This window comes from Streptomyces sp. NPDC051664, assembly GCF_044453545.1.
Lineage (GTDB): Bacteria > Actinomycetota > Actinomycetes > Streptomycetales > Streptomycetaceae > Streptomyces.
In genome coordinates, this window is sequence record NZ_JBITCU010000008.1 from 37,277 (window position 1) to 50,762 (window position 13,486).

The window sequence follows — 13,486 nt, forward strand, 5'->3', positions numbered from 1 at the left end:
GGCCACCACCGCCTCCGTGCCCCACTCCGCATGTGCCCCCGAGCCGGTGCCCGCCGCCCCTGTCAGGAGCAAGACCTTGACCCTGCCCAGTCTGACGCTGCTGCTGTTCGCCGTGTTCGCGTCGGCGGGGGGGCAGATCATGCTCAAGCACGGGATGAAGGGCGCCGCGGCGACCGTCGGGCGTGAGGGCGGATCCCTGGCGATGCGCGCGGCGACCAGCCCGTGGGTCATCTTCGGGCTCCTCGTGTTCGCGGTGTCCGCACTCGCCTGGATGGCGACGCTGGCCAAGGTGCCGCTGAGCATCGCGTACCCGTTCAACGCGCTCGGCTATCTGCTGATCGTGCTGGCCGGATCGACGGTGCTGCACGAGCGGACCTCGATGTGGACCTGGGGCGGCTCGCTGCTCGTGGTCATCGGCCTCGCCACGGTCATGGCGGGCCAGCAACGCTGAGGCGTATCCCGGGAGCGGGTGCGCGATCAATCGCCGGGCGGCAAGAACAAGCCCGTCCGGCGATTGAGTACTAACGCCCGCCGGGTGCCCCTCCTTCCCCCAGCAGCACCGCCCGAACCACCCGCTCCGCCGCCCGCCCGTCGTCGTACGGACAGAACCTCGCCCGGAACGCGGCCCGCAGCGCCTCGTTCTCCGGGCTGTTCCAGCTGCCGTCGAGGAAGATCCGGGCCAGCTCGTCCGTGCTCGTGGAGACGGCCCCCGGGGTGTCTCCCGGCTCCCCGGACAGCAGGTCGAAGCAGGCCCCGCGCACCGTGCGGTACGTCTCCCAGTCCGGGGCGTGCACCACGATGGGCCGGTCCAGTGCGGCGTAGTCGAACATCACCGACGAGTAGTCCGTCACCAGCACGTCGGCCGCCAGGCACAGCTCCTCGATCCGCGGATGGTCGCAGACATCGAGGACCGACGGACGGTCCGGCAGCCCCGCATCGTCGTAGAAGTAGTGCGCGCGGACCATGATCACGGTGTCGGGGCCGAGTGCTTCGGCGAGCCGTTCCAGATCGATCCTGCTGGTGAACGACGCCTCGTAGTCGCGGTGGGTCGGCGCGTAGAGCACGCTCCGCCGGCCGGGGCGGATGCCCAGCCCGGCCCGGATCTCAGCGATCCGCCCGGCCGTAGTCGTGGTGAGGACGTCATTGCGCGGGTAGCCCGTCTCGAGCGAGCGCGCGGCGCTCGGGTAGGCGCGGGCCCACACCTCCGTGGAGTGCGGGTTGGCGGAGATGCTCCAGTCCCACCGGTCGACGCGTTGCAGCAACCGGTCGAAGTTCAGCCCCTGCGCCGCCGCCGGATAGTCCTGCTGGTCCAGGCCCATGATCTTGAGCGGGGTGCCGTGGTGGGTCATCACATGGACCTGACCGGGGCGTTTGACCAGGTGGTCGGGGAAGTTGACGTTGTTGATGAAGTACGTGGCACGGGCCAGCGTCGCCCAGTAGCGGCGGGTCCCCGGCACCACGTGGTCGATGCCGGGCGGCACCGTGTCCACCTGATTCTTCGAAACCACCCACACCCCGCGGACCTCCGGGGCCAGCTCCTGGGCCTTGCGGAAGATTGCCTCCGGGTTGCAGCTGACCCCGCGGTTCCAGTACGCGGCGTAGACGGCGAGCCCGCGGTCCAGCGGACGCCTGCGCTGCCACCAGTAGTAGCGTGCGGACAGCGTGCGCTTCGCCCGCGCCCGGAGTGCGGCGGGCACTGAGCGCGTCGTCCGGCGCAGGGCGAGAACGGTGTCGAGGGCGCCGAGTGCGGCGAACCGGCCGCCGCCGATCAGCCGTGGCCGCAGCCCCTTGGCGCCGCTCGGGAACCGGTGCCCCTCGGGCCGGTGCCTACGGTGGAACGCGGCCACGGACCGCACGTACCGCCTGCGCCGTCGCTCCACCGACGGGTATCCGGCCAGGAGTTCCTGGGTGGCCCGCTCGAAGAGCAGCGCCCGCAGCGGATGGAGGGCCGGCCGGTCCCGGAGGAAGGTCATCAGCCCCGCGTACGCCTCGACGAGCTGGAGCGGTGTCGTGCCGTCGGTCGGCTCCGACTCGTCGGCGAGTTCCGGCAGATAGCGCTGCTGGCGGTGCTCGACGCAGGCGACCGGCAGAACGGCGACGGACTCGGCGGCGGCCAGCGTCTGGAGTGCGTACATCCGCTCGCCGTGCTGTCCGGGGCCGAAGGCCAGCTTCTCGGACTCGTGGAGGGTGCGGCGTACGGCCCGGTTCCAGGAGACCTGCGCGATGTCGAGGAGTTCGGGGTGGTCGGCGAGGGTAAGGGGTCCCGTGGGCAGTTCGTGCAGCAGCTCCAGCGACCGGGTCGGCCGCGGCCTGCCGCGGAACGACCGCTTGTGATGGCCGAACAGCAGCAGTTCCGGGTCGCCCGCCGCGTTCAGCGCGTCGGCGACGGCCTGCAGCGCGCCCGGCAGCAGGACGAAGCTCCCCTCCAGGAAGAGCAGATGGTTCCCGACGGCCCGCTCGGCCCCGGCGTTGCGCCGCCCGGCGGGGCCCGCGCCCTCGCCCGCCGGGAGGTGGATGGCCTGCACCCGGTCGTCCCGGGTGGCGAACTCGTCCAGCAGCAGGCCCGAACCGTCCGGCGCCCCGTCGTCGACTCCGATCACTTCGATGTCCGTGAACGACTGCGAGAGCACCGATTCCAGGCACTCACGCAGATGTCCTCGGGCGCGACGGACGGGGATGATGACACTCAGCCGGGGCATACACGCTCTTTCTCGGTCACTGGCACCCGTGGGCGCAGACAGCGGGGGAGACGGGGGACAACAGGAAGTCGGAAGGCCGGTAAGTCAGATGACCGGGCGCTCGGGTCCGGTTGACGGACTGCGTCCCGGCGAGGTCCCGCTCAGGAGGGCCGGTACCGGCATGGACGCAGGGACCGGCGTGGGCCCCGGCTGCCGTTCCGCGAGGGACGCCGCGGACATCGCGGGCACCTGCACGGCCGTTTCGCCCAGGAACACCCGGCGCACCACCCGCTCCGCCGCGTGCCCGTCGTCGTACGGGCAGAACCGCGCCCGGAACGCCGCCCGCAGCTGCGCGGAGCGGGAGCCGCGCCAGTGGCCCGTGGCGAAGATGTCCAGCAGTTCGTCCTCGCTGTGGGCGATCGCGCCCGGTGGGCAGGAGCGCAGATCGAAGTAGGTGCCGCGGGCTGCCTCGTACGCCTCCCGGTCACTGTTGTGGATGACGATGGGCCGGTCCAGATTGGCATAGTCGAACATCAGCGACGAGTAGTCGGTGACCAGTGCGTCGGAGGCGAGCGCGACCGCCTCGACCGAGGGATGGTCGCTGACGTCGATGATCCGCGGGTGCGTGCCGCGGACCAGCGGGGCCTCGTACGAGTAGTGCGCGCGGGTCAGGATCACGAAGTCGGGGCCGAGCGCGCGGATCACCCGCTCCAGGTCGAGGCCGAGGTGCTGGGTGCGCCGGTAGTCGCGGTGGGTGGGGGCGTACAGCAGGGCGGTGGCGCCCTCGGGGATGCCGATCGACTCGCGAAGCCGGGCCACATCGGCGGCGGTGGCCCGCGGGAAGAGGTCGTTGCGCGGACTGCCGTACTCCAGCGTCTCCAAGGCGGCGGATCCGGACGGGTAGGCCTTCTCCCACACGAGGGTGGAATGCCGGTTCGCGGAGAGCGAGAAGTCCCACTTGTCGACGTTGGCGAGCAGCTGCTCGAAGTCCATCGTGCCGGCCGCCGCGGGACGGTCCTGAAGGTCCAGGCCCATCGTCTTCAACGGGGTGCCGTGATGGGTCTGGAGCAGCACCTGGCCGCGCCGTTTGACCAGCCGCCGGTCGAAGTTGACGTTGTTCACCAGGTACTTGGAGCGGGCCAGCGCCTGCCAGTAGCGGTACGTTCCCGGGGTGAGCCGGCGGATTCCGGTGGGGACGGTGTGCTCGTCCTCGGCGCGGCAGATCCATGATGTGTGCAGCCCGGGCACCAGTTCGCGGGCCTTCTCCTCGATCGCCGCCGGGTTGCAGGCGTAGCCGCGGTGCCAGTACGCGGCGAACACCGCCCGGTCCGCGCGCACGGGCAGCCGGAGCTGCACGCGGTAGTACGCCTGGAGCGCGCCGGCCCGCACCACCCGGCGCGCGGACCCGGCGATCCGGCGTAGCCGCCCCCGCAGCAGCCGCGCGGTCCACAGTGCGCGGTACGTGCGGTGCGCGCCCAGCCGGATCAGTCCGTGGCGCAGCCGGGCGCGGCGCGGGGCAGGGGCGCCGGGGACGCGGTAGCGGCCGCAGTGGGCGCGGGCGCGGCGGAAGAACTCGCCGCGGCTGCCGCGCGGCAGCCTGCCGCGGGTGGTGAACAGTGTCGAGAAGTGGTCGAGCATCCGGCGGTAGATCACCGGCCGCCAGTCGGTGAGCCGGGGGTGGGCGTCGATGAACGCGAAGACCCGGTCGTACTGGTCGAAGATGTCGAAGTGCTTGCGGCTGGTGGTGGACAGGATGTTGCCCTGGCGCCGCTGCCGGTAGTGGACGCACACTTCGTCGAGGACGGCGATCGAACCGGCGGCCATCAGCACCGGATAGGTCCAGGGGGTGTCCTCGTAGTAGCCGGGCGGGAAGGTGAACCCCTCGGCCTCGACGAACTCGCGGCGGTACGCCTTGTTCCAGACGACCATGAGGACTTTCAGCAGACCGGGCCGGTCGGCGAGGGTGAAGGTGGCGGCGCCGGTCTCGGCGAGGTGCCCGGCGAAGGCGTTGCGCACGCTCTCGCCCGTCCAGTAGGTGCGGGCGTAGTCGTAGACCAGGACGTCCGGCTCCCCGGTCCGCGCGATCCGGTCGGCGATGGTCCGCAGGGCGCCCGGAGCGAGAGTGTCGTCGCTGTCCAGGAAGATCAGGTAGTCGCCGGTGGCCTGTGCGATCCCGGCGTTGCGGGCGAGGCCGAGGCCCATGTTCTCCGGCAGGTGCAGGGCTCGCACCCGGCTGTCGCGGGCGGCGAACCCGTCGATGATCGCGCCGCAGGAATCGGGGGAGCAGTCATCGACCGCGATGATCTCGAAGTCCGCGTAGGACTGGCTCAGCACCGAGTCCAGGCTCTCGTGCAGATACGCCTGAACCCGGTACGCGGGCACGATGACACTGAACCTGGGCACAACACATCCATGGGTCGTTCGCTGGTGCGGGCGGGTGGTCCGCAAACGGCCGATGGGGCGCGAAGGTTACGCCGAAACGTGGCATGCGCGCGAAGTGCCAGGTGGGGCGTGCCCGTTGGGAGTAACGGGACACGCCCCACGTTGACGTACATCCGGTCGACGTACAGTTGATGGATTTCTGAGCGGTGCCGCTACTTGACCGCACCCGCCATCACGCCGGAGACGAACTGGCGCTGGAAGGCGAAGAACACCGCAAGTGGAATCACCATCGACACGAAGGCGCCGGGCGCCAGTACATCGATGTTGTTGCCGAACTGGCGTACCTGCTGCTGCAACGCCACGGTGATCGGCGGCGAGTCGGAGTCCGCGAAGATCAACGCGACCAGCATGTCGTTCCACACCCAGAGGAACTGGAAGATCCCGAGCGAGGCGATCGCCGGACCGCCCAGCGGCATCACGACCCGGGTGAAGAGCCGGATCTCGCCCGCCCCGTCGAGCCGGGCCGCCTCCAGGAGTTCGCGCGGGATCTCCGCGAAGAAGTTCCTCAGCAGGAAGATCGCGAAGGGCAGGCCGAACGCCGTGTGGAAGAGGATCACACCGAAGGTGGTCTCGAAGATCCCGATCTCGCCGAAGAGCTTGGAGACCGGGATGAGGGCGACCTGCACCGGGACCACCAGCAACCCGACGACCAGCAGGAACCACCAGTCGCGGCCGGGGAAGTCCATCCAGGCGAAGGCGTACCCGGCGAGAGAGCCGATCACCACGACCAGGACCGTCGCCGGGACGGTGATCATCACCGTACTCAGGAGGGAGTGGGTGATGGTCGGATTGTCCAGCAGCCGGGAGTAGTTGTCGAAGGTGAGCTGGGACGGGGCGGTGAAGATCTTCCACCAGCCGGTCGCCGCGATCTCCTCGCCGCTGCGCAGCGAGGAGAGCAGCAGTCCGATGGTCGGCATCAGCCAGAACAGGCCCACCAGGATGAGGAAGACCCGCATCACGCCGCCGCCGGCGCGGGCCGCGATCCGTGAACCGAGGGACTGCTTCGCCTGCTCCGCGCCGCTGCGGGAGGCCGAAGCCGTGCGGGTGGCCGCGGCCGTGGTCGACGGGGTTGTCATCGGCGCCCCTCCTTCCGTATCCGGCGGATATTGCCGTGCTTCTCCGGGGGACAGCTCTCGGGCCCCCGGTCGGAGGTGACCGTGGTCGACGGGGTCGTCATCGGCGCCCCTCCCTCCGCATCCGGCGGATATTGAAGATCATCACCGGGATCACCAGCAGCAGCAGGAGTACGGCGATGGCGCTGCCGATCCCGAGGTCCGCATCCGTGCCGAACGAGGACCGGTACAGCTGGAGGGCCAGGACGTTCGCGTCGTCCTGGGAGGAGCCCGGGGCGATGATGAACACCAGGTCGAAGATCTTCAGGACGTTGATCATCAGCGTGACCAGCACGACCGCGAGCACGGGCGCGAGCATCGGCACGGTGATCCGTCGGAACACCTGCCACTCGTTGGCGCCGTCCACCCGGGCCGCTTCGAGGAGTTCACGCGGCAGGCCCGCGAGCCCGGCCGCGATCAGCACCATCGCGAAGCCCGCCCACATCCAGACGTAACTGCCGATGATCCCGGGCGTCACCAGGGTGGGGCCGAGCCAGTCGACCCCGTTGTACGGCTCCTTGAAGTTCGATGCGGGAAGCCGGAGCAGGGCGCCGTCGGCCGAGGCGGGCAGGGTGAACGTCCCGTCCGCGGCGGCCTTCGCCGAGGCGACCACCTTGCCGTTCTTGACCGCCTCGACCTTGAGCCCCTTGAGACCGAGCTCCTTGGTGTCGATGACATTGGGTTTGCCGCCGCCGCCCTTGGTGAAGTCCAGCCATGCGGTACCGGCGACCTTCCCGGACTGCGCGGTGGCCGCCTCGGCCGGCTTCGCGTCGGTCGGCATCTTCGCGGGCGCCACCCCGACCAGCGGCAACTGGACCGGCTCGCCGGCCCGTACCGGCACCTTCGTGACGAACGATCCGCCGCCGCCCGCCTTGAGCGGATGGACGGGCAGCGGATGCGCCTTCGGGTAGCCGGCCGAATCGGCGAACGTGTCGTGCACACCGACCCATACGGCGTTGGCGACCCCACGCTCCGGGGCCTGGTCGTACACCAGCCGGAAGATGATGCCCGCGGCCAGCATCGAGATCGCCATCGGCATGAAGACGATCAGCTTGAACGCCGTACCCCAGCGGATCCGCTCGGTCAGTACCGCGAAGATCAGCCCGAGCGCGGTGGAGATCGTCGGTGCGAAGACGACCCAGATCGCGTTGTTCTTGACCGCCGTACGGATGGTGTCGTCCGTGAACAGCGCCTTGTAGTTGTCGACACCGGCGAAGCCCGTCCCCGACTGGTCGAAGAACGACCGGTAGACGGAGTAGCCGATCGGATAGAGCACGAGCGCGCCGAGCAGCACCAGCGCGGGCAGCAGGAATGCCGTCGCGACGATCTTGCGGGTGCCGGTCACGCTTCTGCGGGGGCGCGGCTGCGCAGGGCGCTCGGAGCGCTCAGGGGGACGCTTGTCGGCGGGGGGCGCCGCGTCGGAGCCCCCCGCTGTCGCTGTCGTCATCCCGTCAGCTCTTGTACGCCTTGGCCGCGTCGGACTCCAGTTTCGCCTGGGTCCCCGCGATGTCCTTCGGGTTCTTGAGGAAGTCCTGGAGGGTCTTCCACTCGCCCTTCCCGGGCGTCCCGCCGAACGACTGCGGGGCCTGGTCGGACATGTCGAACCGGACGGCGTCACCGGCGGCGATCAGCGCCTTCGCCATGGTGCGCTGCACCTCGTTCGGATATGCGGCGGTGTCCAGGGCCTTGTTCGGGGAGATGAACCCGCCCTGCTCGGCCCAGATCTTCGCCGCGTCCGTCGAGGCCAGCCAGGTCAGCAGGGCCTGGGCGCCCTTGCTGTCCTTCAGGGCCACCGCCGCGTCGCCGCCCGTCACCACGGGGGACTCGGCGCCGACCGCCGGGAACGGGAACACCTTGGCGTCCGTACCGATCTTCGCCTTGGTCTGCGCGATGTTGATACCCACGAAGTCACCCTCGAAGACCATGGCGCCCTTGGGCTGGTCACCGCCGGTGAACGTCTGCGTGACCGAAGCCGGGAACTCCGTCTGCAACGCACCGTCCGCGCCGCCCGCGATCAGGGACGGCTTGCCGAAGAGCTCGGCGAGCGTGGTCAGCGCATCCTTGACGGACGGGTCGGTCCACTTGATCTTGTGCTGGGCCAGCTGGTCGTACTTCTCCGGGCCCGCCTGGGAGAGGTAGATGTTCTCGAACCAGTCGGTGAGGGTCCAGCCGTCCGCCCCGCCGACCGAGACCGGGGTGACACCCGAGGCGGAGACCGTCTCGGCCGTCGCCATGAAGTCCTTCCAGGTCTTCGGCTCGCTCGCCCCGGCGTTCTCGAACGCCTTGGTGTTGTACCAGATCAGGGACTTGTTGGCGGCCTTGAAGTAGACGCCGTACTGGGTGCCGTCCACAGCGCCGAGGTCCTGCCAGACCTTCGAGTAGTTCTTGTCCAGCTGGGCCTTGGCGTCGGCGCCCACCGGCTTGGCCCACTTCTTCTCCGCGGCCTGCTTGATCGCGCCGACCTGCGGGATCATCGCGACGTCCGGCGGCTGACCGCCCGCGATCTTCGTGCCGAGGAAGTTGACGATCGGGTCCTGCGCAGGGACGAAGGTGACCGTGGCGCCCGTGCGCTTCTCGAACTCCTTGAGAACCTTGACGAAGTTGGCCTGCTCGGGGCCGGTCCAGACCGCCGCGACCGAGATCTTCTCGCCGTCCAGCTTGGGCAGCGAGACGCCCGAAGGCGTCTCCTCGGAGCTGCTGGAACCTCCGCCCGTCTTTCCCTTTCCGCTGCCACCGTCGTCACCGCAGCCGGTGAGGGCCAGTGCGCCGATGGCTGTGAACACCATGGCGGCCCTGCGAATCCGAAGCGTTGTGCGCATCCGTGCCCCGTCTCTCCTGTGCGCCTGCCTGTACGTGTGGGTGTCTGCTCCTGTGCGCACAGTCCTACGCCGGGTGCACGGGGCGCCGCAATACCGCTTTCGGTGTCAACATGTCGATCGTGATGGGCTCGTGACGTGAGCTCAGTGGTCTTCGGTCGCCGGACGGGCTCGATGTCCCAGCCCGTCCGGCGATCGGGGACGAAATGACGAAATGACGCAATGGCGACCGGGGCGAGGATGCCCCGGTCGGGGTGAGGGTGCCTCAGAAGTGGTGGGCCACGAGCGGAGCTATTCGCTCGGCGTTCACCGAACGGGCCGCCCGCTCCAGCGCACTGGCCAGCAGCGCCAGGTCCGTCGGCCCGTTGCCCAGCTCGCGGACCGGGCGCCGGGTGGGCGGATCGCCCATCCGCTCCCACTCCAGCGGGACGACGGTGGGCCGAAGGGTCGCGGTACGCGGAATGCGGCCCGTCACCCGGCCCCCCTGGAACGGTGTCACCCGCCCGTCCGGATGCCCCAGCCTCCCCCGGCCGGGCAGCGGGTCCTCCGGCGAGGGCGGCACGACGGGCGCGTCGAGCACCACCCGCAGCCGCGCCCCACGGGCCAGATCCGTGTCCTCGGTACGGTCGGCGCGGGCGGACGTCGCGACCAGATGCACGCCCAGTCGGCCGCCGTCCCTCGCGACGGCCTCCAGGGCCCGGACGACCGAACCGGCAGCGGGCCGGCCCGGGCTGCCGAGGGCGGGTGCGACCAGCGCGTCGAAGTCGTCGACCAGGACGACGAGACGGGGCAGCGGCGACGGGCCGGGATCCACGGACCGGGCGGCGGCGGGCCGCAACCGGAGCGTGCCGCTCGCCGCCGGGTCCAGATCGCCGCGCTGCTCGGCGGCGCTCGGTGCCCGCTGGCCGACCATCCGCTGCGCCACCTCGTGCCGGACGTGCCAGTCGTCGAAGTCGAGCCGCCCGAGCAGCTCGGCCCGCCGCTTCAGTTCGCCGCCCAGAGCCTGGGCGAACTCGCGCATTCTGAGCGGATCGGAGGCCGTCAAGTTCATGAACGCGTGCGGGAGTTCGGTGCAGGGCCGCAGGCTCTCGCCGCGCTCGCCACCGGCGCCGTCGACGAGCAGGATGCCGAGCCGGTCGGGCCGCGCCGCGGCGGCGAGCGAGGCGGCGACGGCGCGCAGCAACTCGGTACGTCCACTGCCGGCCGGGCCCTCGATGAGGAGATGGGGCCCTTCGTCCGCAAGATCGACACTGAGCGCACCCCGGGGCCCGGCGCCGAGAACGACGACGGGCCGGGCGGCGACTGCGACGGCGGTCGCGTCGGGGGCCGGGGCAGCGCAAGCCGCAGCAGCCCTGACCGAGCTCGCGCCCTCGGTCACCCGAGCAGCGACCTGCGGCGCATCGCCGTCACGGGGCCCGCTCACCCGGCTTGCGGCACGCTCGGCGGGCTCGGCACCAGGGCCGGTCCGAGGACTGGGTGAGTCGCCTGCCGAACGGTCGTGACGCTGCGCGCCGATCCGTGGGGTGGCGGGGTACGGGGTCCGTCCGGAGTCCGATGCGTCGGTACGGGGGTACGGGGAGCGGCCCGAACCGGACGTGTCGCCGGCCGGGTACGGGGTCCGCCCGGAACCGGAGGAATCCGCCCGCGGGTACGGCGTGCGTCCTGAGCCCGAGGTGTCCCTGCCGGGATACGGGGCTCGGCCGGAACCGTGGTTGTCCGCTCCTGGGTACGGTGTTCGGCCCGAGCCCGGGATGTCCGTGCCCGGGTACGGGGTGCGCCCGGGGTCCGACGCCTCGGTACGGGGGTACGGGGTGCCGCCCGAACCCGAGGCATCCGCCCCTGGGTACGGCGTGCGGCCCGAACCCGGTGTGTCCGGGCCCGGATACAGGGTGCGTCCCGACCCGGTGCCCGACAGGCTGCCGTCGCCGCGAACCGACGTATGCCGTGGAGTGCCCGCATGGGTGTCGTTGCTCGTGCCGGGGGTGGCGCCGGAGCCGGACGTGTCGGTGCCGGGGTACGGAGTGCGCCTCGACTCCGACTCGCCACCGGGGTACGGCGTAGGCCCCGACCCGGATCCGTACACGTCATCCGCACCCCGGGCACCGTTGGCACCCGCACCGGCCGGGCGCGAGGGTGGCAACGGGGCGCCTGCCCCGCCGTCGGCCGTGCGCTGCGCGCCCACACGGGGACCTGTGCTGTCCGGGTACTGCGTGCGGCCGGAACCGTGGGTGTCGACCGCCGGCACCTTCATACTGCCGAGCCCATGCACCGTTGCCCCGGGCTGGTCGTCCGACGTCGACGCCCAGCGGGCCATCAGCGAGGCCGGGGTGGCCCTGGCCAGGCCCAGCTCGTCCAGCAGGCGGGCGGACGCCGGGAGGGACGCAGCCGTCCGGCGGCCCGGTGCCGTCGCCGAACCGTCCGTACGCAACGGAGCCAGCGCCCGCCCGAACCGCTCCGCCCAGGCGGCCGACACCGCGTCCACCGCGGCCACCGTGCCGTGGCCCGCGGCCTGCCCGCCCGCCGTGCGCAGCAGCCGCAGTGCCGTCGCCACATCGCCGCTCAGCATCGCCACCGCCCCGCACTCGCGGAACGCGATCGACGCGTGGCAGGCCGCCTCGTACGTCGCCGGGACCGGCGAGGTGGGCGACGCGGCCGGTGTCTCGGCAAGGCAGATCAGATGGATCCCGGCGGCCGCACCCGCGGCGGCCAGCCGTGCCGTGGTCTCGCGCAGGACCGCGGAACCGGGGTCGCCGTCGACGATCACCACGGTGTGCGGCCCCACGTACCGCCGGGCGGCCTCGGCGACCGTGCCCCGGTCGACACTTGCCCAGCCGGTGCCGAGCGGCCCGTCGTCCAGCCGGCGCACCAGTTCCGTCGTACGGGCGGTGGCCTGCTCCCGGTCGTGCGCGAGCAGCAGCCGACAGTCCTGGCCGTGCATCGGCCGTAGATGGGGGAGCCAGCCGAGCCACGCCCACTGACGCCTGCGCTCGTCCGCGTTGCGGGCGCGGTCGGTACTGATGAGCACGATCTCCAGGTCGGCCGGGGAGTGCAGCGCGGCGAGCTGTGCGACCACCGAGCGGGCGAGCCCGGCCAGCCGCTCCCGCGGTCCGGCGAGCCCGAGTGAACCGGCCTCCCGCAGTCCTACGGTCACCGGTACTGCGGGCAGCTCGGCCCGGTCGGTGGTGCCCAGCCGGACCACCAGAGCCTCCGGGTGCTCGGCGTCGCGCTCCCACAGCCGGGGGCCCGGTCCGAGGGCGGTCAGCAGAACGGTCGCCGGATCGGGCCATGTCTCCCCGACCGACGAGCCCGACGAGGGGCGCGACGCCGCGACGGAGGGCGAGGCGGACGGGACCGGTCGGCCCACCGGCCGCGTCTCATCGGGCGTGGCCTCGTGCACCGGCTCGGCCTTGTTGCCCGCCAGTCTGCGGGCCCAGGCTCCTATCCCGCCGCGCCGGGGTGCCTCGTCGTCCGTGGCCCGGCCGGCCGGGCCCTGCCCGCCCCGGTCACCGGCCTCGGCCGGTGCGCCACTCCCGTACGCATGCGCGACGCCCTCGCCGGACCCGAAGCCGGGCGAGACACCCGCGCTGTACGCATGACCGGAGCCGTACCCGCCCGACCCCGACCTCGACTTCTCCGACCCCGAATCCTCCGGGAAGTTCCCGTCCTCGCCGGCGCCGCCCGCTGCCCGCGCCACCCGCAGATGCCCCTCGCCGTCCGGCGCCGTGGCCAGCGTCGGCGTACGCGCTCCCGAGGCCAGTCGCAGCGTCGATTCGCCGAGCCGCAGCAGCGCACCCGGCTTCAGCCGGACCGGGCGGTCGTGCACCTCCGCGCCGTCCAGCGAGGTGCCGTTCGTGGAGCCCAGGTCGGCGACCGAGACCCGGCCGTCCTCGGAGACCGTCACCGCGCAGTGCAGCCGGGACACATCGGGGTCGTCGAGCGGGACGTCCGCGTCGGCGGAGCGGCCGATCCGGATCTGCCCGCCGTGCAGCAGATGGACGCCACCCGCGTCGGGGCCCGCCACCACATGGAGCTGCGCCGGTACGGCATCGTCCGCGGCCTCGTCCTCGCCCGGGACCTGGAGCGACAGCACCGCCCCGTCGACCAGGGGCGGCTCACCCAGCGCGCACCGCTGCGCGTCGAGCCGCTCGCGCCCGGCGAACAGCACCACCGCACCGGTGCCGAGCGAGCCGTCCGGCCCGGTGACGGCCGCGGCGAGATTGGAGGCCACAGTGGCGAGCGCCGTCCCCGCAGGGGCGGTGACGAGCACGTCACAGGTGCGAGCCGGGGTCTGGCCGCTGGGCGGCGCGAGGACGGTCAGCCGGATCTGCATCGCCGTCAGCGGTCCCTTCTGCGCGGGGTGCCCGGCAGGGGAAACGCCCTGTGATTCCCCCCACCCGGCACGGACGCGTCGTCCGGTACAGGTCGTCACGTACCGCGA

At 71.7% G+C, this 13,486-nt stretch carries 7 protein-coding genes; 1 reads left to right on the forward strand and 6 read right to left on the reverse strand.

Annotated elements, in window-relative coordinates; genetic code table 11:
- Positions 1–76: 76 nt before the first annotated feature.
- Positions 77–451: a hypothetical protein gene (locus ACIA8E_RS17175; protein WP_399298764.1), complete on the forward strand. Its 375-nt coding sequence runs from the start codon at positions 77–79 to the stop codon at positions 449–451.
- Between the two features lie 70 nt (positions 452–521).
- Here ACIA8E_RS17175 and ACIA8E_RS17180 read toward each other — a convergent pair whose 3' ends face one another.
- The 6 genes from ACIA8E_RS17180 to ACIA8E_RS17205 all read right to left on the reverse strand — a co-directional run bounded on the left by ACIA8E_RS17180 (position 522) and on the right by ACIA8E_RS17205 (position 13,378).
- The gene (locus ACIA8E_RS17180; protein WP_399298766.1) at positions 522–2,699 is read right to left on the reverse strand and encodes a CDP-glycerol glycerophosphotransferase family protein; all 2,178 of its coding nucleotides are present in this window, start codon (positions 2,697–2,699) and stop codon (positions 522–524) included.
- Positions 2,700–2,783: 84 nt separating this feature from the next.
- A complete protein-coding gene (locus ACIA8E_RS17185; RefSeq protein WP_399298768.1) occupies positions 2,784–5,081 on the reverse strand; it encodes a CDP-glycerol glycerophosphotransferase family protein in 2,298 nt (765 codons plus the stop codon).
- A gap of 191 nt (positions 5,082–5,272) precedes the next feature.
- A complete protein-coding gene (locus ACIA8E_RS17190; protein ID WP_399298770.1) occupies positions 5,273–6,196 on the reverse strand; it encodes a carbohydrate ABC transporter permease in 924 nt (307 codons plus the stop codon).
- Positions 6,197–6,293: 97 nt separating this feature from the next.
- Positions 6,294–7,679 carry a carbohydrate ABC transporter permease gene (locus tag ACIA8E_RS17195; RefSeq protein ID WP_399298772.1) on the reverse strand — a complete coding sequence of 462 codons (1,386 nt, stop codon included), beginning with the start codon at positions 7,677–7,679 and terminating at the stop codon, positions 6,294–6,296.
- A gap of 4 nt (positions 7,680–7,683) precedes the next feature.
- Positions 7,684–9,051 carry an ABC transporter substrate-binding protein gene (locus ACIA8E_RS17200; protein ID WP_399298774.1) on the reverse strand — a complete coding sequence of 456 codons (1,368 nt, stop codon included), beginning with the start codon at positions 9,049–9,051 and terminating at the stop codon, positions 7,684–7,686.
- A gap of 262 nt (positions 9,052–9,313) precedes the next feature.
- Positions 9,314–13,378: an FHA domain-containing protein gene (locus ACIA8E_RS17205; RefSeq protein WP_399298776.1), complete on the reverse strand. Its 4,065-nt coding sequence runs from the start codon at positions 13,376–13,378 to the stop codon at positions 9,314–9,316.
- Positions 13,379–13,486 lie beyond the last annotated feature (108 nt).

Coding starts and splice junctions, on each gene's coding strand:
- ACIA8E_RS17180 (WP_399298766.1), bottom strand. CDS start 2,699: ATGCCCCGGCTGAGTGTCATCATCCCCGTCCGTCGCGCCCGAGGACAT.
- ACIA8E_RS17195 (WP_399298772.1), bottom strand. CDS start 7,679: ATGACGACAGCGACAGCGGGGGGCTCCGACGCGGCGCCCCCCGCCGAC.
- ACIA8E_RS17190 (WP_399298770.1), bottom strand. CDS start 6,196: ATGACAACCCCGTCGACCACGGCCGCGGCCACCCGCACGGCTTCGGCC.
- ACIA8E_RS17205 (WP_399298776.1), bottom strand. CDS start 13,378: ATGCAGATCCGGCTGACCGTCCTCGCGCCGCCCAGCGGCCAGACCCCG.
- ACIA8E_RS17200 (WP_399298774.1), bottom strand. CDS start 9,051: ATGCGCACAACGCTTCGGATTCGCAGGGCCGCCATGGTGTTCACAGCC.